The sequence below is a fragment of the Streptomyces sp. NPDC088762 genome, assembly GCF_044750905.1.
GTDB lineage: Bacteria > Actinomycetota > Actinomycetes > Streptomycetales > Streptomycetaceae > Streptomyces.
In genome coordinates this window covers 32,200-52,044 of record NZ_JBIVKT010000001.1, presented here as the reverse complement: position 1 = coordinate 52,044, position 19,845 = coordinate 32,200, and the positions used below count along the sequence as shown (strand labels likewise).

General features: G+C 73.2%; 16 protein-coding genes and 1 other RNA gene. 9 read left to right on the top strand and 8 right to left on the bottom strand.

Features of this window, described 5'->3' with window-relative positions; all coding sequences use genetic code 11:
- Nucleotides 1–131: 131 nt before the first annotated feature.
- Genes ACIP5M_RS00205 through ACIP5M_RS00195 form a run of 3 tightly spaced genes read left to right on the top strand, consistent with a single transcriptional unit; the run spans nucleotide 132 to nucleotide 1,955 of the window.
- Nucleotides 132–1,394: an MFS transporter gene (locus ACIP5M_RS00205; protein WP_401191799.1), complete on the top strand. Its 1,263-nt coding sequence runs from the start codon at nucleotides 132–134 to the stop codon at nucleotides 1,392–1,394.
- 28 nt (nucleotides 1,395–1,422) lie between these two features.
- A complete protein-coding gene (locus ACIP5M_RS00200) occupies nucleotides 1,423–1,695 on the top strand; it encodes a type II toxin-antitoxin system Phd/YefM family antitoxin (protein ID WP_401190285.1) in 273 nt (90 codons plus the stop codon).
- On the top strand, nucleotides 1,692–1,955 hold the full coding sequence (locus tag ACIP5M_RS00195) for a Txe/YoeB family addiction module toxin (RefSeq protein ID WP_401190283.1): 264 nt from the start codon (nucleotides 1,692–1,694) through the stop codon (nucleotides 1,953–1,955). Before ACIP5M_RS00200 ends, ACIP5M_RS00195 begins: the two co-directional genes overlap by 4 nt.
- Nucleotides 1,956–2,046: 91 nt before the next feature.
- Here ACIP5M_RS00195 and ssrA read toward each other — a convergent pair.
- The 5 genes from ssrA to ftsE form a co-directional block, all read right to left on the bottom strand.
- Nucleotides 2,047–2,435: a transfer-messenger RNA gene (gene ssrA, locus ACIP5M_RS00190) on the bottom strand.
- Between the two features lie 85 nt (nucleotides 2,436–2,520).
- A complete protein-coding gene (smpB, locus tag ACIP5M_RS00185; RefSeq protein WP_215018368.1) occupies nucleotides 2,521–3,006 on the bottom strand; it encodes an SsrA-binding protein SmpB in 486 nt (161 codons plus the stop codon).
- Nucleotides 3,007–3,024: 18 nt separating this feature from the next.
- Entirely contained in the window at nucleotides 3,025–4,218 is a 1,194-nt protein-coding gene (locus ACIP5M_RS00180) for a S41 family peptidase (protein ID WP_401190281.1), read from the bottom strand.
- 67 nt (nucleotides 4,219–4,285) lie between these two features.
- A complete protein-coding gene (gene ftsX, locus ACIP5M_RS00175; RefSeq protein ID WP_401190279.1) occupies nucleotides 4,286–5,245 on the bottom strand; it encodes a permease-like cell division protein FtsX in 960 nt (319 codons plus the stop codon).
- Nucleotides 5,246–5,262: 17 nt separating this feature from the next.
- Entirely contained in the window at nucleotides 5,263–5,952 is a 690-nt protein-coding gene (gene ftsE, locus ACIP5M_RS00170; RefSeq protein ID WP_069923855.1) for a cell division ATP-binding protein FtsE, read from the bottom strand.
- 253 nt (nucleotides 5,953–6,205) lie between these two features.
- Between ftsE and ACIP5M_RS00165 the strand changes: the two genes are divergently transcribed.
- Nucleotides 6,206–6,397, top strand: coding sequence for a hypothetical protein (locus tag ACIP5M_RS00165; RefSeq protein ID WP_215018373.1), 192 nt, complete (start codon nucleotides 6,206–6,208; stop codon nucleotides 6,395–6,397).
- A gap of 108 nt (nucleotides 6,398–6,505) precedes the next feature.
- On the opposite strand, the gene prfB is transcribed toward ACIP5M_RS00165, so the two are convergent.
- Complete coding sequence (gene prfB / locus ACIP5M_RS00160; protein WP_401190276.1) at nucleotides 6,506–7,615, bottom strand: peptide chain release factor 2; 1,110 nt, start codon at nucleotides 7,613–7,615, stop codon at nucleotides 6,506–6,508.
- A gap of 327 nt (nucleotides 7,616–7,942) precedes the next feature.
- On the opposite strand from prfB, the gene ACIP5M_RS00155 reads away from it, so the two are divergent.
- Entirely contained in the window at nucleotides 7,943–8,944 is a 1,002-nt protein-coding gene (locus tag ACIP5M_RS00155) for an isopenicillin N synthase family dioxygenase (protein WP_401190274.1), read from the top strand.
- Nucleotides 8,945–8,988: 44 nt separating this feature from the next.
- Here the strand turns inward: ACIP5M_RS00155 and ACIP5M_RS00150 are convergent, their stop codons facing one another.
- Nucleotides 8,989–10,242, bottom strand: a complete 1,254-nt coding sequence (locus tag ACIP5M_RS00150) for a serine/threonine-protein kinase (protein WP_401190272.1) — start codon at nucleotides 10,240–10,242, stop codon at nucleotides 8,989–8,991.
- 161 nt (nucleotides 10,243–10,403) lie between these two features.
- Nucleotides 10,404–12,137, bottom strand: coding sequence for a protein kinase (locus ACIP5M_RS00145; protein WP_401190270.1), 1,734 nt, complete (start codon nucleotides 12,135–12,137; stop codon nucleotides 10,404–10,406).
- A 415-nt stretch (nucleotides 12,138–12,552) separates the two neighbouring features.
- On the opposite strand from ACIP5M_RS00145, the gene ACIP5M_RS00140 reads away from it, so the two are divergent.
- The 4 genes from ACIP5M_RS00140 to ACIP5M_RS00125 all read left to right on the top strand — a co-directional run bounded on the left by ACIP5M_RS00140 (nucleotide 12,553) and on the right by ACIP5M_RS00125 (nucleotide 19,815).
- On the top strand, nucleotides 12,553–16,038 hold the full coding sequence (locus ACIP5M_RS00140; RefSeq protein ID WP_401190268.1) for an FtsK/SpoIIIE domain-containing protein: 3,486 nt from the start codon (nucleotides 12,553–12,555) through the stop codon (nucleotides 16,036–16,038).
- A gap of 96 nt (nucleotides 16,039–16,134) precedes the next feature.
- Nucleotides 16,135–17,496, top strand: a complete 1,362-nt coding sequence (locus tag ACIP5M_RS00135) for an ABC transporter substrate-binding protein (protein WP_401190266.1) — start codon at nucleotides 16,135–16,137, stop codon at nucleotides 17,494–17,496.
- 4 nt (nucleotides 17,497–17,500) lie between these two features.
- A complete protein-coding gene (locus tag ACIP5M_RS00130) occupies nucleotides 17,501–18,847 on the top strand; it encodes a carbohydrate ABC transporter permease (RefSeq protein WP_401190264.1) in 1,347 nt (448 codons plus the stop codon).
- On the top strand, nucleotides 18,844–19,815 hold the full coding sequence (locus ACIP5M_RS00125; protein ID WP_401190262.1) for a carbohydrate ABC transporter permease: 972 nt from the start codon (nucleotides 18,844–18,846) through the stop codon (nucleotides 19,813–19,815). The genes ACIP5M_RS00130 and ACIP5M_RS00125 overlap by 4 nt, the downstream gene beginning before the upstream one ends.
- Nucleotides 19,816–19,845: the final 30 nt, after the last annotated feature.

Genomic DNA, 19,845 nt, shown 5'->3' with positions numbered 1-19,845 from the left:
CGCAAAGGCGTGAATGGCTCCCCAACAGGTGTTGGACGGCGGCGGGGCCCGGACCGGAGGCTTTCCTCATGCCCTCCGCCGCGCCCTCTACCGCGCCTTCCGCCGTCGCGCCCGCCGCCCGTCCGCCCCGCATGACCGTCACCGGCAGCACGCTCGTCATCACCGCCCCGGCCGCCCCGGTCCGTACCGCCGGCCGGGCGGTGCGCCGCGCCCCCGGGCCGTACCGCCGCCTCTTCGCCCTGCCGGGCACCCGCGCCTTCACCGCCGGGAACCTGCTCGCCCGGCTCCCCATGGGCATGTTCGCGGTCAGCGCCGTCATGATGATCGCCGGGCAGCGCGGCTCGTACGCACTCGCCGGCGCGGTCACGGCGACCGGGATGGCCGCGACCGCACTGGTCGCACCGTGGACCGCCCGGCTGGTCGACCGCCACGGCCAGGCCCGGATCGCCGTCCCGGCCACCCTCATCGCGGTCCTCGGCTCCCTCTCCCTGATCGTGTGCGTCCGTACGCAGGCGCCCGCCTGGACCCTCTTCGCCTCGTACGCCGCGACCGCCACCACCCCCAACATCGGCGGCATGTCCCGCGCCCGGTGGACCCACCTGCTGCGCGGCGCACCGGCCGGCCACCACACGGCCATGTCCTTCGAGCAGGCCGCCGACGAGCTCTGCTACATGCTCGGACCGGTCCTGGCCGCCTTCCTGTGCACCGCGGTCTTCCCGGAGGCCGGCACCCTCGTCGGCGCGGGCCTGTTCCTCACCGGCATGCTGGTCTTCACCGCCCAGCGCGCCACGGAGCCGCCCGCGACCCGGGCGGCGGCGGCCCGGCGCGGCTCCCCCGCACGCGCCCTGGGACCGCTGCTCGCCCTGTTCCTCGCCCTGGGCCTGGTGTTCGGCTCGATGGAGGTCACCTCGATCGCCTATCTCGCCGCGCACGGCCTGGGCGCCGCCTCCGGCCCGGTCCTCGCCCTCCAGGCGGCGGGCTCCTGCGCGGCCGGCCTGCTCTACGGCACGCTGCGGGCCCGCTCGCTGCGGGCCTGCGTGTGCGCCCTGGCCGTCCTCATGACCCTGCCGTGGGCCGCGGCGGCCACCGGCTCCGTGCCCGCACTCGGCCTGGCCCTGCTGCTGGCCGGCATGGCCACGGCTCCGACGATGGTCACCGCGATGTCCCGGGTCCACGCCCGCACCCCCGAGGGCCGCCTCAACGAGGGCATGACCCTCGCGGTCACCGCCATCCTCGGGGGCATCGCGGCCGGCTCGGCCACGGCGGGCCTGGCAGTCGACCACTTCGGCCCCACCACGTCCTACCTCCTCCCGGCCACAGCCGCCCTCCTCGCCCTCACCACGATCCAGCACAAAGATCCGGTACCACAATCCGGTACGTACCGAGTACCATAAAGTCGTACCAGAGCGGACGGAGGCGGCAATGCCCATAAGCGCCAGCGAAGCACGCAAGACCCTGTTCCCCCTCATCGAGCGCGTCAACGACGACCACGTTCCTGTGCGCATCAGCTCGAAGAACGGGGACGCGGTCCTCATGTCGGCTGCCGACTACGACTCCTGGCAGGAGACCGTCTACCTGCTGCGGTCCCCCGCGAACGCCCGCAGGCTCATGGAAGCCGTCGCCCGGGACAGGGAAGGTGCCGCGACCGTCACCAAGAGCATGGAGGAGCTGCAAGCCCTGGCCGGTGACGAGTGAGGAGCGTCCACTTCGACCCGGACGCCTGGGAAGACTTCCTGTTCTGGCTCGGGGCCGACCGGAAGATGGCCAAGCGGATCACCCGGCTCATCGGCGAGATCCAGCGGTCCCCGTTCACGGGTATCGGCAAGCCCGAACCGCTCAAGGGTGATCTCACCGGCTACTGGTCCCGCCGGATCGACGACGAGCACCGGCTCGTCTACCGGGCGGACGAAAAGGAAGTGAAGATCCTCAAGGCCCGGTACCACTACTCGGACTGACCCACGGGCCCTTCGCCCCGAGCGGCGCGGAAAAGCACAAGGCCCCCGGCCACGACTCTCGTCGCGGCCAGGGGCCTTGCCCACATGGGATGAGTGGAGATGGCGGGAATCGAACCCGCGTCCAACGGTGCAGAAGCAGGGCTTCTCCGAGCGCAGTCCGCTGCGCTTTTCTCGGCCCCGGAGATCACACGGACAAGTCTCCGACGGGCTCAGTCACTGTTTGATTTCCCTCCAGCCCCCGTGACCGGGGCTAGAGGTTTAGATCCCTAGTTGACGCCAGGATCCGGACCGGGACCACTTCCGGGCTGACGCTCCTCACAGAGGCTTCAGCTCACTGTTATTAGGCAGCGAGGGTGAAGCGGGAGTTATCGCTCTTGGAGTTGGCGATTATTTTTTGCGACATGTGGTTAGCGAGATCATTGCCGCTTCCTCGGCTCGCTTCCCCTGCATCGACATCCGCTGTCGAAACCGATCATCCCCATGTTTTGTTAACAATGTGCCCCCGGCCGCGAACGGCGGGTGCTGACGCCATGGTACGCGAAGTGGACCACGGTGTGCCAGGAGGTTAAACCGTGCCCCGCTGCTTGCGGCGGATCGCCGAGATCGCCCGGTTCGTCTCGCGGGTGTCCTGCTTCTCGCGGAGCGTCTGCCGCTTGTCGTACTCCTTCTTGCCCTTCGCCAGCGCGATCTCCACCTTCGCGCGGCCGTCCTTGAAGTACAGGGACAGCGGCACGATCGTGTGACCCGACTCGTCCGCCTTGCGCTCCAGCTTGTCGATCTCCTCCCGGTGCATGAGGAGCTTGCGCTTGCGCCGGGCGCTGTGGTTGGTCCAGGTGCCCTGGCTGTACTCCGGCACGTGCACGTTGTAGAGCCACGCCTCGCGGCCCTCCACCGACACGAAGCCGTCCACCAGCGAGGCCCGGCCCTGGCGCATGGACTTGACCTCGGTACCCGTGAGCACGAGACCGCACTCGTAGGTGTCGATGATCGTGTAGTCGTGCCGCGCCTTCTTGTTCTGGGCGATCAGCTTGCGCCCTTTTTCCTTAGCCATAGTGCGGTCATTTTCGCACTACGGACCCACCCCGAGGCCACCCAATACCTGCGCGGCCCGCTCCTCGACGCCCTCGCCCGCCGTCAGGTCGGGGGTGATCCCGCTGCCGTCCAGGCTGCGGCCGCCCGGGGTGCGGTAGGTGCCCACCGTCAGCTCGGCCACCGAGCCGTCCGGGAGCTCGGTCGGCATCTGCACGGAGCCCTTGCCGAAGGTGCGGCTGCCGACCGCCACCGCCCGGCCGCGGTCCTGGAGGGCGCCGGTGACCAGCTCGGCGGCGCTCATCGTGCCGGCGTCGACCAGGGTGACCAGTGGCCGGGCCGTGTCGCCGCCCGGGTCGGCGTAGAGGGCGCGCTGGTCGCCCCGTACGTCGTACGTCGCCACGAGCCCGCCGTCGAGGAAGGCGGAGGCGGCGGTGACCGCCTCGGTGACCAGCCCGCCCGGATTGCCGCGCAGGTCGAGCATGACCCCGGCCCCGGCCGGGGCCTTGCGGACGGCTTCGCGGACCCGGTCGCCCGAGCCGCGGGTGAAGGAGGCCACCTTGATGACCGTGATGCCGCCGGGGAGTTGCCGTACGGTCACGGGCTCGGTGTGCAGCTCCTCGCGGCGCAGGGTCTCGGTGAGGTCGGCGCCGTCGCGGTTCAGGTGGAGCACGACCGGCGTGCCGGCCTCACCGCGCAGCAGGGAGACGACGTCGGTGACGGCCAGGCCGGTGACGGCGTGCCCGTCGACGCTCAGCAGCCGGTCCCCGGCGTGCAGGCCGGCCCGGGCGGCGGGGCCGCCGGGCTGGAGCTTGTCGACGGTGATCCGGCCGTCTCGGCCGCGTAAGGCCCACAGACCGACGCCGGTCCAGCGGCCGTCGAGGCCCTCGGCGAAGGCGGCGTACTCGCCCTGGTCGTAGACGGTGCCCCAGCGGTCGCCGCTGCGGCTGACCACCTCCTGGGCGGCCTTCTTGCCCGACTTCCCCTCGGCGACGGCCTCGGCGGCGGCGCGGGCCACGGCCTCCCGGTCGGCGGTGCCGGCCGCGCGGGGCGCTTCGGGCGCGGGGGCCCCGGTACGGGCGGAGAGCGCGGCGGCCGCGGCGTCCTCGCGGTCCCAGCAGCCCATGGTCCCGGCGGTGCCCACGGCCGCGAGGAAGGCCAACGTCAAAACGGCCCCGCGACGCAGGTCGCGGGGCCGGCGACAGAAGGCCGGAACACTCGGCAAGCCCAGCATGGCGCCGAGTCTAGGACAAGCCCCGCGCCGGTACGGAGGGTTGACCGGACCGCTCGCGGGGCGCTTGTCACACCTTCAGGTACTTGCGCAGGGCGAGGAAGGCGGCCATGGAGGGCATCAGGAGGCCGATGAAGAGGACGTACGGGAGCTTGCCGATCATCGCTCCCCAGCCCAGGAAGTCGATGAGCTCCATGCGGTGGCGCAGTCCGAAGCCGTGGTCGATCACGAAGTATTGGACGGAGACGAGCATGCCGCAGGCGAGGAAGGCGCCGATGAGACCGGCGACGGCCGCCTCCATGATGAAGGGGAACTGGATGTAGAAGCCGGAGGCGCCCACCAGGCGCATGATCCCGGTCTCCCGCCTGCGGCTGAACGCCGAGACGCGCACCGTGTTGACGATCAGCAGCAGGGCCACGATCAGCATGATCAGCATGATGCCGAGCGCCGCGATGTTGACGGAGTTGAGGAGCCCGAAGAGGGCCTCCAGCGACTGGCGCTGGTCGTCGACGGTGTGGATGCCGTCGCGGCCGACGAAGGCGGAGGTGACGACCTTGTACTTCTCCGGGTCCTTGAGCTTGACCCGGAAGGACTCCTGCATCTGGTCGGGCGTGATGGAGGCGGCCAGCGCGGTGTGGCCGTACTGCTCCTGGTAGTGCTTGTAGGCCTCGTCCGCCGACTCGTAGGCGACGGACTTGACCAGGGTCATCTGCTTGAGCTCGGTCTCGATCTGCTTCTTCTGCTCGTCGGTCACCGCGCCCTTGCGGCAGGTGGCGACGCCCAGGTCCCCGCCCCCCGCCTTGTTGGCGGCCTCGCCGGCCTGCTCGGCGTCCTGTTTGTTGCAGAGGTAGATCGAGACGTTGGCCTTGTCGTACCAGTAGCCCTTCATGCTGCTGACCTGCTCGCGCATGAGCAGGGAGCCGCCGAACAGGGCCAGTGACAGGGCCACGGAGATGATGACCGCGAAGGTCATGGTGAGATTGCGGCGGAGACCGACGCCGATCTCCGACATGACGAACTGGGCGCGCATTGCCTCTCAGGGCCCTTTCAGTGCTGGTAGCCGTAGACGCCGCGCGACTGGTCGCGCACGAGACGGCCCTGTTCGAGTTCGATGACGCGCTTGCGCATCTGGTCCACGATCTGCTGGTCGTGCGTCGCCATGATGACGGTGGTGCCGGTCCGGTTGATCCGGTCCAGCAGCTTCATGATGCCGACGGAGGTCTGCGGGTCGAGGTTGCCGGTGGGCTCGTCCGCGATCAGCAGGGCGGGGCGGTTGACGAAGGCGCGGGCGATGGCCACGCGCTGCTGCTCACCGCCGGAGAGCTCGCCGGGCATCCGGTCCTCCTTCCCGCCGAGGCCGACCAGTTCGAGGACCTGCGGGACGGCCTTGCGGATCTCGCCCCGCGGCTTGCCGATGACCTCCTGCGCGAAGGCGACGTTTTCGGCCACCGTCTTGTTGGGCAGGAGGCGGAAGTCCTGGAACACGGTCCCCAGCTGGCGCCGCATCTGCGGGACCTTCCAGTTGGAGAGCTTGGCGAGGTCCTTGCCCAGGACGTGCACCTGACCGTGGCTCGCCCGCTCCTCGCGCAGGATGAGCCGCAGGAAAGTGGACTTGCCGGAGCCGGAGGAGCCGACCAGGAAGACGAACTCGCCCTTCGCGATGTCGAGGGAGACATCTCTGAGTGCGGGGCGGTTCTGCTTCGGGTAGGACTTGGAGACGCTGTCGAATCGGATCACGGGTGCACCACGGTCGCCGGGAGTAGGTGTGCGTGACCATACGCGAACGGGCGCGGGGTGTGGACCCGGCATCCGGACTTGCCCCATTTATCCCCTGGTCCCGGAGGGTCCTGGGTGTGATTGACGGGACGGGCCGCGCCGAACGCCTGCGAAGCTGGCACAGTGGGAGGGGGAACGGTCTCGTTCCCCGCCGCGTTGTAGTAAGCGTCGCGGCGTGAACGGCGCAGCGAGATGGGGACGAGAGGAGGAGCGCATGACATATGACCGGCTCGTGTGCGCGAACTGCGCCGCACCCGTAAGCCAGGGCCGCTGCCCTGTGTGCCGGGCGAACCGGGAGCGCCTCCAGCAGGAGGGCCCCTTCTCCGGCCTGAACCCCGTGGCGCTCATCGCGCTCATGGTGATCCTCGTGGCAGCTCTGGTGCTGGTGGCCCAGCAGACCGCGTAGCCCGCGCGGCCGCTCGCGTGCCACGCACCGATCAGACGTACGGGAAGGGCCCGGACACCACTGGTGTCCGGGCCCTTCCTCGCGTCGCGCGTACGGGTGCGTACGGGGCTACGCGGTCTGCTCCTGCTGCTTGCGCCAGCGGATGCCGGCCTCCAGGAAGCCGTCGATCTCGCCGTCGAGCACCGCCTGCGGGTTGCCGACCTCGAACTCCGTCCGCAGGTCCTTGACCATCTGGTACGGGTGCAGGACGTAGGAGCGCATCTGGTTGCCCCAGGAGCTGCCGCCGTCCTTGAGGGCGTCCATCCTGGCCTGCTCCTCCTGGCGGCGCCGCTCCAGCAGCTTGGCCTGGAGCACGTTCATCGCGCTGGCCTTGTTCTGGATCTGCGAGCGCTCGTTCTGGCAGGAGACCACGATGCCGGTCGGGATGTGCGTGATGCGCACCGCCGAGTCGGTCGTGTTGACGCCCTGGCCGCCGGGGCCGGAGGCGCGGTAGACGTCCACGCGCAGCTCGGACTCGTCGATCTCGACGTGGTCGCTGGTCTCGACGACCGGCAGCACCTCGACGCCCGCGAAGGAGGTCTGGCGGCGGCCCTGGTTGTCGAAGGGGGAGATGCGCACGAGACGGTGCGTGCCCTGCTCGACGGAGAGGGTGCCGTAGGCGTACGGGGCCTTGACGACGAAGGTGGTCGACTTGATGCCGGCCTCTTCCGCGTACGAGGTCTCGTAGATCTCGGTGGAGTAGCCGTGGCGCTCGGCCCAGCGCAGGTACATGCGCTGGAGGCGCTCGGCGAAGTCGGAGGCGTCGACGCCGCCGGCCTCGGCGCGGATGTTGACCAGGGCCTCGCGCTCGGCGTACTCGCCGGAGAGGAGGGTCCGGACCTCCATCTCGTCCAGCGCCTTGCGGACGGCGACCAGCTCGGCCTCCGCCTCGGCCAGGGTGTCCGCGTCCTCCATCTCCTGGGCCAGCTCGAAGAGGACCGCGAGGTCGTCGATGCGGCCGCGCAGGGTCTCGGTCTTGCGGACCTCGGCCTGGAGGTGCGAAAGCTTGCTCGTGATCTTCTGAGCGGCGTCCGGGTCGTCCCACAGGGACGGCGCGGCGGCCTGCTCCTCGAGCACGGCGATTTCTGCCCTCAGCTTGTCGAGGTCCAGGACGGCCTCGATCGACCCCATGGTCGAGGAGAGGGACTTCAGCTCTTCGGAAACATCGACGACTGCCACGGGTCCAGCGTAGCCGGTCCGCGGGCAAGGCCGTCCGGGCAGGCCGATTCACCCGTACTGGGGGGTGGTCGTACGGGCGTACGCTCACGGTATGACCGTTCTCGTCGTCACGCGCCTCGTGAAGCGCCGCCATGTGGACCACATGCGGGTCACGACGACGAGCTGTCAGCCGCCGGACCGTCCCCAAGCCTGATCCACACCGATCCGACTTGGTCCTGTACGCGGCCATGCGGCCCCGGCGCCAACCCTGCCGGCGGCCCCGCCCCACCCGCGGCCCCCGCCACCTCTGGGGAACAGGACCCCGTGACATCCCGAAACGGAGCCGTCATGCCGTCCGCGCACACCCTGCCCGTCCTTGACCTCTCCCAGGCCGACGATCCCGAGCTGCGGCCGGGCTTCCTGAAGCAGCTGCACGCAGCGGCCAGGGACACCGGTTTCCTGCACCTCACCGGGCACGGCGTCACCGCCGCCGAGAGCGCCCGCATCCTGGAGCTGACCAGGGCCTTCTTCGCCCTCCCGGAGGCCGACCGGCTCGCCGTGAGCAATCTGAACTCCCCGCACTTCCGCGGCTACACCCGGATCGGCCACGAGCTGACCGGCGGGGCCTCCGACTGGCGGGACCAGCTGGACGTGGGCGCCGAGCGGCCCGCGCCGGTGGTGGGGCCGCAGGACCCGCCGTACCTGTGGCTGGAGGGTCCCAACCAGTGGCCGGCGGCGCTGCCGGAGCTACGGACGGTGGTCCTGGACTGGCAGTCCCGCCTCGCGGCGGTGGCCCACCGCCTGCTCCAGGAGCTCCTCGCCTCGATCGGCGCCCCGTCGGACTTCTTCGACGCGGCCTTCGCGGACCGTCCCCACCTGCACACCAAGCTGATCCGCTACCCGGGGTCGGCGCCGTCGGGCGCGGACCAGGGGGTGGGCGCCCACAAGGACTACGGATTCCTGACGCTGCTGCTCCAGGACTCGGTGGGCGGGCTGCAGGTGGTCCGGGACGGCGGCTATCTGGACGTGCCTCCCCTTCCCGGCGCCTTCGTGGTGAACCTGGGTGAGCTGCTGGAGATCGCGACGGAGGGCTACCTGACGGCGACCGACCACCGGGTGGTGAGTCCGCCGGGGGCGGTGGAGCGGTACTCGGTGCCGTTCTTCTACAACCCGCGGCTCGACGCGGTGGTCGACACGGTCCCGGGCGACTACCTGCGGGAAGCGCCGGGGGTGGCGCACGACGCCGCGAATCCGCTCCACGCGGAGTACGGCCGCAACGAGCTCAAGGGCTGGGTCAGGGCCCACCCCGCGGTGGCCCGCCGCTGGCACCCGGACCTCCTCGCACCCTGACCCCGGGCCTCCGCCCGGCTCCGGGAGCCGCGCGCCGGTGACCCCTACGGCTGGGAGGGGGACGAGTGCGTGGTGTCCCGGGGCGGGGGCGGGGCGTCGTCGTCGGACACGGCCAGCCACGTGCCCAGGCCGATGGCGGCCGCCAGGGCCGCCGCCGAGGCGGTCATGACCAGCCGCCGCTTGCGGGCCGCCTCCGCGCGGTGCCGGGCGGAGCCGGGCCGGTGGCCGCCGGCCGGCCGGGGGACCCGGGCGGTGCCCAGCGCGCCGCCCGCCAGCTCGTCCGGCCCCGGTACCCGCATCGAGGTGTGGGTGTCCCGGTTGGAGTCCGTGGAGGAGCCCGGTACCAGCGGGACGACGCCCCGGCGGCGGACCGGGTCCGCCGCCGCCGGTTCCTCCGGGGGGCCCGGCTCCGGCTCCGCGTCGTCCGGCTCGTCCACGTCGAGCGGCGGCATCCCCGCCAGGAGCGGCAGGAGGTCCCGCAGGCGGACCGAGAGCTCCGAGGCGCGGAGCCTGGAGGCGGGGGCCTTCGCCAGGCACTGCACGATCAGCTGCCACAGCTCGTCGGGGATCCCCGGGAGGGGGACGACCGTCTCCGTGACGTGCCGCCGCAGCACCGCGCCCGGATGCCCGCCGCCGAAGGGGGTGAAGCCGGCCAGCAGCTCGTACAGGACCGTGGCCAGCGCGTATATGTCCACCGCGGCACGCGGCGGCAGGCCCTCCACGATCTCCGGCGCCAGATAGTCCGGCGTGCCGATGATCCGGGTCGTCGGAGCCGTCACCCGTCCCGCGGAGGCGCGCTTGGGGGTGTCGATCAGCTTGGCCACGCCGAAGTCGGTCAGCAGCGCGGGATGGGACCCGCCCGGCCCGAGCGGCCCCTGCATGTCCAGCAGGACGTTCTCCGGCTTGACGTCCCGGTGCACCACGCCCGCCGCGTGCGCCGCCGCCAGCGCGTCGGCCACGTCCGCGACGATCGCCACGGCCGCCTCGGGGGCGAGCCGCCGTTCCCGGTCGAGGCGCGTGCGCAGGTCCGTACCCCGTACGAGGTCCATGACGAGGGCGAGGTCGTTGCCGTCGACGACGAGGTCGCGGACGGAGACCACGTGCGGATGCTCCAGGCCGAGCAGGGCGCTGCGCTCCTGGACGAAGCGTCCGACCAGCTCCTGGTCGCACGCGAGGTCCTCGCGCAGCAGCTTGACCGCGACGGGCCCGTCCGGTCCCTCGCCCAGCCATACCGTCCCCGCGCTGCCGCGCCCCAGGATCTGGTGCGCGGTGTACCGGCTGCCGATCTTCCGTGCCACGACTGCTCCCTCAGCGGCTGGCCCAACGCACCCAAAGCTACGCGGCCGGGTGGGCGTTGGAGGCCAGCAGGGGGCCGGATTCGCGGTGACCTTCACTTCTGCGAGCGAAAACTTGTCCCAGAAGTCGACAAATCCACGAACTCATCGCTACGGGGGTCCGGTCAGGGCGCGTTGGACCCCGAGGAGCCGGCCGCGTCCCCGATGGTGCCGATCCAGTCGACGACCTCGGAACCCCAGGTCCACACCTGGTCGAACCAGCCCTTGCCGGTGCCGACCCACTCCTGGAGCGGGGTCAGCTCCCAGATCAGCCAGCCCGCCACGAAGAACAGCAGGATCATGACCAGGCAGCCCTTGAGGCAGCCGAAGCCGGGGATCCGCACCGGGTTGGCGCTGCGGCGGCGCGGCTCGCGCGGCTCGCGCGGGGGCTGCTGCCGGGGCGGCGGAGCCTGCGGGGGCTGCTGCCGGGGCGTCTGCGGCTGCTGGTAGGGCTGGGGCTGGTGCTGCTGTGGCTGGTAGTGCTGGGGCGGCGGCGGGGGCGCGTACTGCTGCTGCGGCGGCTGCTGGTACTGGCCCTGCCCTTGGCCCTGCGGATACTGCTGCTGCTGCGGCGGGCCCTGCCGGTACTGCTGCTGGGGCCGGTACTGCGGCGGCGGGGGCGCCTGGCGCTGGGGGCGGCGGCGCAGGGGGTCCTCGCTCGGGTCGAGGTACTGCATCTGCGTCTGCTCGTTGCGGTCGCGGGCGGCCCGCATCTGCGTCTGCCACGGGTGCGGCTGGTCCGGACGCTCCACCGGGGGCATCACGGAGGTCGGGTCGGCCCCGCCGGCTCCGGTGCTCGGCAGCACGGAGGTGGCGTCGGACGCGCCGACCGGCGGCATGACGCTGGTCATGGCGTTGGGGTCGTAGGCACCCATGGGCGAGCCGGCGCCCCCGGGCAGGACCTGGGTGGCGTCCGCGGCACCGGGGGTGGCGGGGACGGGCGCGGGCGAGGGGTCGGGCGCGAGCAGCGCGCCGACACCGAGCGCGGCCTCCACCTCGGCGGGGGCGCTGTGCACGCCGATGCCGGAGGCGACCACGCGCAGGCCGCGGGCCAGGTTCTCGGCGCTGGGCCGCTCGTTCGGCTCCTTGCGCAGGCACCGCTCGATGACGGTCCACAGCGCCTCGGGCACGGTGGCGGGGCGCTGCGGGTCCTCGCTGAGGTGGCGGTGGAGGACTTCGAGCGCCGTGCCGCCGGCGAAGGGCGGGCGGCCGGTGAGGAGCTCGTAGAGCAGGATGCCGGCGCCGTAGATGTCGACGGCCGAGGTCTGCGGGCGGCCCTCGGCGGACTCCGGGGCCACGTAGGCCGGGGTGCCGACGAACTCGTGGGTGCGGGTCAGGCCCGGGGAGTCCGCGAGCCGCGCGATGCCGAAGTCGGTGAGCATCGGCTTCATCTGGCCGCCGCGCTCGTCGAGCAGCACGTTGGCGGGCTTCAGGTCGCGGTGGACGACGCCGTCGGCGTGGCTGGCGGCGAGCGCGTCCGCGATCTGGGCGGTCAGCAGGCTCGCCGCGACCGGGGTGAAGGGGCCGTTCTCGCGGAGGTACTTGTGCAGGTCCGGGCCGTCGATCAGGTCCATGACCAGGGCCAGCAGGTCGCCCTCGACGACGAGGTCGCGGGTGCGCACGATGTTGGGATGCGTCAGGCGCAGCAGGACCGAGCGTTCACGCAGGAAGCGCATGACGATGTCCGCGTCCTGGGCCAGCTCCTCCTTGAGGACCTTGATGGCCACGGTCTCGCCGGGCTGCCCGGCGACGGCCGCCTCCGCGCCGGCGGTCTCCCTCTGGCGGGCACGCCAGACGGTGCCCGTGGCGCCGCGCCCGAGCGGCTCCTCGAGCAGATATTTGCTGCCGACTGGCCGCACGTCTCGCGCTCCCCTGCTGTCGTCTGCTGTGGTCGATTCGCTGATGGTTTTTCCGGCCCACTCTAGGGGGTGTCCCCGTGGAAGACGCCGGGTGCCGGAGGTTGGTTGCCGTACATATGTACGAAGAGTGATGTTTGGGGGGTATGCCGGAGGCGATTTTCCTCTGCTTTCCTCACCTCCATGCCAGGCCGCGACCGATCAAGATCACTTGTCGGCGGGTGCCGGGCGTGTTGTGGGCGACAGGTGCGAGGATGCACCCGTACGGAACGGCACGGGACGGGAGCCCCGCCTTCCGGCAGACCTGACCGGACCACGCGTCCGTGCCGGGTGGGGGGTGTGAGCGGGCAGCCGTGTCCGGGACGTCCCCTGCCGGGCGCACGCACCGCGCACCGCGCAGAAGGGACCGCTGACGGCGATGCAGATCCGGCTGACCGTCCTTGGGTCGCGCAGCGGCCACCAGACCGCGACCGCACCCGTGAGCTGTGACGTGCTCGTCACCGCGCCGGCCGGGACCGCGCTGGCCGCGGTCGCCTCCGGGCTCGCGGCGACCGTCGGCGGGCCCGATACGGGGGGCACGATCGTGCTCTACGCCGGCGCCGAGCGGCTCGACCTCCAGCGGCGGGTGCTGGGAGAGCCTCCGCTCGTGGACGGAGCGGTGCTGGCGCTGCACGTGCCGGTGCCGGACGTCCTGCCGGAGGAGAGCCTCGGGGCGCCCCAGCTGCACGTGGTCTCCGGGCCCGACGCGGGCGGGGTGCACCTGCTGCACAGCGGGCAGATCCGGGTCGGCCGGTCCGCCGACGCCGATGTCCCGTTGGACGACCCCGACGTGTCGCGGCTGCACTGCGCGGTGACGGTGCTGGCGGACGGGCGGGTGGCGGTGGCCGACCTGGACTCGACGAACGGCACCGCGCTGGACGGCGTCGCGGTGGGCCCCCGGCCGGTGGCGCTGCCGCCGGGGGCGCTGCTGCGGGTGGGGGAGTCCACCCTGCGGCTCGCCCCGGCGGGTACGGGCGCCGCTCCGCTGCCGGTGGCTCCGGACCTGGAGGGGCACCTCTCGCTCCCGAACCGGTCCGGCCCGGCCTTCGGGGGGTACGGGGGGTCCGACTCGGCGTCCGACGCCTCCGGCGGGGGCTACGGCTCGGGCTCCGGCCCGGGCGGGGCCGCCGGCGCGGGTGCCTCCGGGGTGGGCGCGGGTGCCTCCGGGGTGGGCGCGGGTGCCTCCGGGGTGGGCGCGGGTGCCTCCGGGGTGGGCGCGGGTGCCTCCGGGGCGGGCGGGGGCACCTCCGGGGCCGGGTACCGCTCCGGCTCGGGCCCGGGTGCCTCGGGCGGGGCGCAGGAGACTTTCCCCCACCCCGCCCCTTCCCGAAACGGGGGCTCCGCCCCCGACCCCGACCGACCGGGGCTCCGCCCCGCACACCCCGGCGCCTCCGGCGCGCAGTGGCCCGTCGCGGGCGGGCACCCCGCCGGGTTCCGGTCCGCCGATCCGGGCGCCTCCGGCGCAGGGGGGCCCGTCGCGGGGGACAACCCCGCCGGGCTGGGGCCGGCGCAATCCGGGGCCGCCGAGGCCGGCTGGGGCGGCGGCTCGGCGCCCGGGGCAGGGGCGGGGCTGCACCCCGGCTCTGGCCCGGGACCGGTAGCCGGGTCGGCAGCCGGGTCCGGCGCGGGACCGGCAGCCGGGTCCGGCTTCGGACCGGGTGCCGGGTCGGGGCCGGGTGGCGGGTCGGGGCCGGGTGCCGGGTCCGGCTTCGGGCCGGGTGGCGGGGGCGGCTCCGGGGCCGGTGCCGGCGAGCGCGGTGGCGGGCGGCGGAAGGGGCTGGGGGCCTGGGCTCGGAAGTGGGTGCGGGGGGAGGACGTCGAGGAGGTGGTGGCCGAGGCGGCGGTGGCGGCCCCGGCCGTGCCCGGCCCCGATGACCCCGCGGCCCTGTTGCTGGCCGCACTGGGACCCACCGAGCGGCTGTGGTCCCGTACGCCCGGACATCCCGCCGTGCTGGAGCTGGGCCTCGGGGCCGGGAGCCGGGTCCCGCTGCGCGCCGTCGGCTCCCTCGGCGTCGCCGGGCCGCGGGCCCGCCTCGCCGGGGTGGCCCGCTGGGCCGTCGCCCAGCTGGCCGGCCTGCACGCACCGGGGCAGCTGGAGATCGTGCTGCTCTCCACCGACCGGGCCCGGCCCCTGCCCGAGCGGCGCCGCGACTGGGGCTGGCTCGGCTGGCTGCCCCACGTACGGCCCGCGCACGGCCAGGACTGCCGGCTGCTGCTCGCCTACGACCGCGACCAGGCCGTCGCCCGTACGGGTGAACTGACCCGGCGCCTCGACGACGGACCGCTCGGACCGCACTGGGCGGCCGCCGGTCCCGCGCAGGTGCGGCAGGCCGCCGACGCCTACGGGGGCCCGTACACGCTCGTCGTCCTCGACGGCGATCCCGGCGCCGGCCCGCTGCGCGACATCACCGGCCGGCTCGCCTCCCACGGCCCGGCCGCGGGCATCCACGTGCTGGTCCTGGCCGAGGCGCCCGCCGCCACGCCCGCCTCCCCCGTCACCGAGACGTACGAGGCCGCCTGCGCGAGCGCCCCCGCCTTCCGTGACTGCACCACCGTCGCCCTGCTGAGCGGGGACGTGGCCACGGCCGTACGGACCTTCGCGGTCAGCGGGGGCCGGCCCGCCCCGGTCGGCGGCACCGCCACCGCCGACGCCGTCTCCGCGGCCTGGGCCGAGCGGTTCGCCCGGGCACTGGCGCCCCTGCGCGCCGACGGCGGCCCCGCCGAGCCGTACCGGCCGGCCGCCGCCGCCCTGCCCGCCACCGCCCGGCTGCTGGACGAGCTCGGGCTGGCCCGGGCCACCCCGGCGTCCCTGATGGCCCGTTGGGCCGCCGCCACCGAGCAGGGGCAGGGCGTGGGCGGCCTGGCCGAGGTCGTGCTCGGCAGCGGGCGGCGCGGCACGGTCGGCGCCGAGCTGGTCCACGACGGCCCGCACCTGCTGATCGAGGGCCCCGCCGGCAGCGGCCGCACGGAGCTGCTGCGCTCGGTCGCGGCGTCGCTGGCCGCGGCCGCCCGGCCCGACCGGCTCGGGCTGGTCCTGCTGGACGGCGCCGGCGGCGAGCGCGGCGACGGGCTGCTGCCCTGTACCGAACTCCCGCACGTGGCCGCCCACCTGGTGGCCTCCGACCCGCTGCGCATGCGGGAGTTCGCCCAGGCGCTGGGCGCGGAGCTCAAGCGCCGCCACGAACTGCTCGACGGGGTGCCGTTCTCCGACTGGCACGCCCGGCGGGAGGTGTCCGACCGAATGGTCTCGCCCCGCCGGCCCTCCCCCGGCGAGCAGCTCGGCGACCTGGATCCCCAGCGCTCCGGCACGCTGCGGCTGCGCCCCGCGGCGACCCGGACCGATCCGGCCGGGCCGAGCCCGCTGCCCCGGCTGGTGGTCCTGGTCGACGACTTCGACGCGCTGGTCGCGCCGGGCCTCGGCAGTACGGGCCGGCCCGCCGCCGGTTCGGTGGTCCGGATCCTGGAGGGGGTGGCCCGCGAAGGCGCCCGGCTCGGCGTGCACCTGGTCGCCACCACCGCCCGCCCGGACCGGACGGCCGACACCGAGCTGGCCCGGCTGACGACCCTGCGCGTGGAGCTCGACGCCCCGGACCAGCCGGGCCCGGGCCGTGGCCTGCTGCGGTACGCCGACGGCCGTACGGTGCCGTTCCAGGCGGGCCGGGTCACGGGCCGGATACCGCGGACGGCGACCCAGAGACCGACTGTGGTCCCGGTGGAGTGGGAGCGGATGGGCGATCCACCGGCCCGCCGCCCGGTGCGCGAGCTGGGCAACGGGCCGACCGACCTCGCGCTGCTGGCCAGCGCCCTGGAGCGGGCCTCGCACCTGGTCTCGGCGGCTCCGGTGGTGTTCCCGCCCGCACCGTGACCTCGACCGCGCCCCCGCGAGGCGGTATTGCGGGGGCGCGCGGGTCGGCGTAGACCTTGTGGTCCGGGACACACCACGGGCATCGGGGGCAGAACCATGCGCAGGCACGGAACGGGCCGTACGGCACTCGGCTGGGCGGCGCTCGCGGCGGCGGGCACCCTCGTCCTCACCGCGTGCGGAGGGGACGGCGAGAAGAAGGAACCGGCGCAGGGCGGCACGGTGTCGGCCCCGTCGTCGCTGGCGTTACCGCAGCTGAACGGCGAAAAGCTGGAGGTCGCGGCGGTCTGGACGGGCCCCGAGCAGGAGAACTTCACCAAGGTCCTGAAGGAGTTCGAGAAGCGGACGGGCGCCTCCGTCACCTTCGTGCCGGCCCAGGACCCCATCGTCACCTTCCTCGGTTCGAAGATCGCGGGTGGGCAGCCGCCGGACGTCGCGCTGCTGCCGCAGGTCGGGGCGCTGGTCTCGGCGGTGCAGAACAAGTGGGCGCAGCCGGTGGGCCCGGAGGCCCAGGCCCAGCTCGACAAGAACTACTCGGCGGGCTGGAGGAAGCTGGGCGCGGTCGACGGCACCCAGTACGGCGTCTACTACAAGGCCGCCAACAAGTCGCTGATCTGGTACAACGCCAAGGCCTTCGAGGCGGCCGGGGTCAAGCCCCCGACCACCTGGAAGGAGCTGATCACCGCGGCCGACACGCTGTCGGCCTCCGGCACGCCGGCCGTGTCGGTGGCGGGCGCGGACGGCTGGACGCTCACCGACTGGTTCGAGAACGTCTACCTCTCCCAGGCGGGCCCGGAGAAGTACGACCAGCTGGCCAAGCACCAGATCAAGTGGACGGACGACAGCGTCAAGCAGGCGCTGACCACGCTGGGCGAGCTGTTCGGGCGCAAGGACTTCCTGGCGGGCGGGCCGAGCGGTGCCCTCTCCACCGAGTTCCCGAAGTCGGTGACGCAGACCTTCACCGGCGGGGACCGGCCGGCGGCGGCGATGGTCTACGAGGGCGACTTCGTGGCGGTGAACATCGCGCAGACGGAGGCCAAGGTCGGCGAGGACGCCCTGGTCTTCCCCTTCCCGGCGGTCGGGGCCAAGGCGCCGGTGGTCTCGGGCGGTGACGTGGCGGTCGCGCTGAAGCCGTCGAAGGGCGCCCAGGCCCTGCTGACCTTCCTGGCCTCGCCGGACGCGGCCGCGATCCAGGCCCGCGCGGGCGGTTTCGTCTCCCCGAACAAGGCGGTCGATCCGGCCGCGTACCCGAACGACATCCAGCGGGGCATCGCCAAGGCGCTGATCGCGGCGGGCGACGACTTCCGCTTCGACATGTCGGACCAGGCTCCCGCGGCCTTCGGCGGGACCCCGGGCGCGGGCGAGTGGAAGGCGCTCCAGGACTTCCTGGCGAACCCCGCGGACGTGGCGGGGGCCCAGGCGAAACTGGAGGCGGACGCGGCCAAGGCCTACGGGAACTAGCCCCGTGACGGCCACGGCCACCCCTCCGGCCCCGACGGCGGCCGGAGGGAAGACCGCCCGCTCCGCGGAGGCCCGGCGGCGCCGACTGATCGCGGCGGCGTTCCTCCTGCCGGCGTTCGTGCTGCTCGGCGCGCTCGTCGTGCACCCGATCGGGTACTCGGTCTACCGCAGCTTCTTCGACCGGTCGGGGGACGCCTTCGTCGGCGCCGGCAACTACCGGGAGATCCTGACCGACGACACCATCCGCACCGCCCTGAAGAACACGGCGCTGTGGGTGGTGCTCGCCCCGACCACGGCCACCGCCCTCGGCCTGATCTTCGCGGTGCTGACCGAACGCGTGCGCTGGGGCACGGCGTTCAAGCTCCTCGTCTTCATGCCGATGGCGATCTCGATGCTGGCCGCCGGCATCATCTTCCGCCTCGTCTACGACCACGACCCCGACCGGGGCGTCGCCAACGCGGTCTGGGTCGGGGTGCACGACACCTTCGCGGAGTCCTCGGCCTTCCCGAAGGCCCGCCCGGGCCGGGATTCGCCGCTGGAGCCCGCCGCGGGAGGCGCGTTCGTGACGCGCGAGCCGGTACGGGCCGGCGCGGTGGCGCTCCTGCCGCTGGTCGGGGTGGCTCCGGAGGCCCTGCCCGAAGGGACCCGTACCGCCAGGGCGGCGGCCGCCGAACCGGGCAAGGTCACCGGGACCGCGTGGCAGGACTTCACGCGCGGCGGGGGCGGCGTCACGAACGTGGTCGGCCCCGGCGAGCAGGCCTTCGCGGGCATGCGCGTCGAGGCGGTGAAGGACGGAAAGGTGGTCGATTCGGCGACCACCCGCGCCGACGGCACCTTCACCCTGTCCGCGAAGGCCGACGGGGCGCGGCTGCGGCTGCCCGCGTCGAACTTCCGGGAGGCGTACGCGGGCGTGGAGTGGCTCGGTCCCACGCTCGTCACCCCGGCGGTCATCGGGGCGTACGTATGGATGTGGGCCGGTTTCGCGATGGTGCTGATCGGGGCCGGGCTGGCGGCCGTACCGCGGGAGCTGCTGGAGGCGGCGCGCGTGGACGGGGCGAACGAGTGGCAGGTGTTCCGCCGGATCACCGTGCCGCTGCTGGCGCCGGTGCTGGCGGTGGTCCTCGTGACGCTCGTCATCAACGTGATGAAGATCTTCGACCTGGTCTTCGTGATCGCGCCGGGTGCGGTGCAGGACGACGCGAACGTGCTCGCGCTCCAGCTGTACCGGACCTCCTTCGGCACGGACGCCGACCCGGGCCTGGGCAGTGCCATCGCCGTACTGCTCCTGGTGCTGGTGATTCCGGTGATGCTGGTGAACATCCGCCGCCTCCGAAAGGAGAGCTCCCGATGACGGTCCCCGACCACACCCCGGCCGCGCTCGCACCGGACGCGCCCGCACCGGCGGCAGCCGGATCACCGGTGGCCGGGCCGGCGGCAGCCGCCCGGGCCGGGGGCGGCCTGCCCACCTCCAAGCGGACGGCGGGCGGCCTGGTGGGGCGGGTCTCCGGCGGGGCGCTGCGCCTCTTCCTCGTCGCCGCCGCGCTCTTCTGGCTGCTGCCCACGCTCGGCCTGCTCGTCTCCTCCTTCCTCTCCCCCACCGACCTCAACCAGGGCGGCTGGTGGCAGGTGCTCACCGCGCCCTCCCGGCTGACGGCGGAGAACTACTCCCGCCTGCTGGCCAACGACACGATCACCGGCTCCCTGCTCAGCACCGTCGCGATCGCCGTCCCGGCCACGCTCCTCGTCCTCGTGCTGGGCGCCTTCGCCGGGTACGCCTTCGCCTGGCTGGAGTTCCCCGGCCGGGACTGGCTCTTCCTCGTCGTCGTCGGGCTGCTCGTCGTCCCCGTACAGGTGGCGCTGATCCCGGTCTCCGAACTCTTCGGCTCCATCGGGCTGTTCGAGACCACCGCCGGCGTGGTCCTCTTCCACACGGCCTTCGGGCTGCCCTTCGCGGTGTTCCTGCTGCGGAACTTCTTCGCCGAGATCCCGCGCGAGCTGCTGGAGGCGGCCCGCCTCGACGGAGCGGGCGAACTGCGGCTGTTCGCCCGGGTGGTGATGCCGCTGGGCGGCCCGGCGATCGCCTCGCTCGGCATCTTCCAGTTCCTCTGGGTCTGGAACGACATGCTGGTGGCCCTCGTCTTCGCGGACTCGGCGCACCCGCCCGTCACCGTCGCCCTCCAGCAGCAGGTACGGCAGTTCGGGAACAACATCGACGTGCTGGCGCCCGGCGCCTTCCTGTCGATGGTGGTCCCGCTCGTCGTCTTCTTCGCCTTCCAGCGGCAGTTCGTCACGGGGGTGATGGCGGGCGCCGTCAAGTGACCGACGTGCGGTGCTGACGCTGCGTAACCC